The sequence below is a fragment of the Rhizobium terrae genome (assembly GCF_003425685.1).
GTDB classification, from domain to species: domain Bacteria; phylum Pseudomonadota; class Alphaproteobacteria; order Rhizobiales; family Rhizobiaceae; genus Neorhizobium; species Neorhizobium terrae.
Genome location: NZ_QJKM01000064.1, coordinates 1 through 1,995 on the forward strand (window position 1 = coordinate 1; position 1,995 = coordinate 1,995).

Below are 1,995 nucleotides of genomic sequence, written 5' to 3' on the forward strand. Positions count from 1 at the left end.
CAACGACACGCTCACGCAACTCGATCGGATGCGGCTTGCCCATGGTTCTTCTCCTTCCATGGACAAACGGAATCACAAATCAGCTCAAACAGGAAGCCCGAATCCGGTTAACCGCGACACGCTTTAGCCATCTCAGTTCGGATCGTTGCTACTGTAATACAGAAAAAATTGCTTAACGATCGGGCATTCATCAGTCTTGGCAATGTTTTCATTTTCGAGCAAGGAGCGTGATGACCGAGGAAAGCGATAAGAACGGAGGGCTGTCCGCAGACGTCAAGGTCGGATGGCGCCGTCTGTCCACCGAATTGCAGCACAAAATCATCGCCCACGCGGTCGACGACCCTGACAGATGGAGAGCGATTAAAACCTTCACAAGTCTGTTGGGCACCAGCCGGTGGGTCCGCGATCTGGCCAACTCAAGGCGCTTTCGAGAATATAAGGAAAATCTTGACGGCGCACGGCTTGTCTCTGATGCCGTGATCGAAACCGCCTTTCCGGACAATAACTTTTCTGACAACCTAATCTGGGGGAATGATCGGCACATTGGGAAAGAAGCTGCGGCGGTGACGCCTGCGCTCGAATTTCAGTCTCCTAAAATGAGATCGAAAATCTTCTACAACATTGCCGCGAAAACAGTTGCGAAAAGGATGTTGGGTTACTCACATATCGCAGAGCGTGCCGATCTTTTCCAGGATCACGAAGCCAGTTTTATGGACCGTGACGCCCTGAACACCTTCCTGGGTCCCGATGTCCTTGGGAGATATCAAGCCGCCGAGGTCCTGGCGAAGAGATACAATGATATCGCCTCAGAAACTCGCGCCGAACTCGAGGAGGCGCTCTCGAACAGTGAAAACCAAGTCCAGCGTGAGGACTTTAGCGACGCAATCGTATACTGCAATCCGTCCTTGCTCAAGGATGACGGGTTTAGGAAAATGGTATACGAGAACCTTGACTCTAGCGAGGATCCGCACGAGGCTCTTGCTCAGTTGGCATCGTACGTCGACAAAAACTCGCGAGCTCATACCGATTTCTTTATTGAAAAGTCATTTCAGCTCTTGGGCGGTAAGTTTTTTCATGGCGGTGAGCATCAACTTGAAGCGCTGTCACGCGCCATCGCGAGGGTCTTTGATGGGAACATCAGCGAGGAGAATAGGGCCCGAATAGCAGAATTAAGGCAATCTGACACCGAAGACGGGCGTGCGTTAGCATCCGCGTTCAAGGAGCTTGAGCGTGATCGGCCTGTGGAAGCTTCAATGGACAGCGGCGGTATGAGAGGGTCGCTAAAGCTGATGCGCGAAATGGTCAGGAGCCAAAATATCTCCGACGAAGTTGCTGCTATTGACGGCGTACGCGAAGTTGCGACATCCAATGAAAAGCAGGTGAATGCAGCGCGCAAGGCTTTGATGAAGTTCGATCGTGACGATCACGTAAGGTAGAACGACGACAATAACCACTCTCAATATGCTTCTGAGTGACCTTACCGCCATCCCGGATAATGGGTGTAATGCGCCATCGGAATTACAACGGTCACAGTAGAAGCCGAAGCTTGGAAGTTCCGTCTCATGATACTTTGCTTCGAGGCAAGTCTCACGGAGTTGCGGTGCGCGGAGCGAGCTGTGACGCACTTTTAAGCGCAGGGATTCGCCCGCCTCCTCCGTCTAGGACTCGACAGACCGGTCACGGGTACGGCTGCTGCGGTAATTGAACTGATGGGGTTGCATCGCTGTCTCAGCTGAATGCCTCGTCCACATTGAAGGCTCGTGCTGCGTAGCTCCATCATGCGGCGCCTGATGTCGACCGCGAAGACAACCATGCACCCGGCAGAGCGATGCTTCCACAAAACTTCCTATTGACGCCCCGGCTGCGATTAGATGGGATATTCGGCTTTGCGTCTCAGCGTTGACCATTTTGGATTGCGGTGCTGCGCTTCTGGCTGATGGTAAAACGAGGTCATGTCTTTCAACGGCCTCAAACATCAAAGGGAGAAGCGCAGCA

Annotated in this window: 1 protein-coding gene; it reads left to right on the top strand. The window is 52.7% G+C overall.

Annotated features, from left to right (window positions below):
• The first annotated feature begins 230 nt into the window (after window positions 1-230).
• Window positions 231-1,436, top strand: coding sequence for a hypothetical protein (locus tag DMO26_RS33350; protein ID WP_117196526.1), 1,206 nt, complete (start codon window positions 231-233; stop codon window positions 1,434-1,436).
• Window positions 1,437-1,995 lie beyond the last annotated feature (559 nt).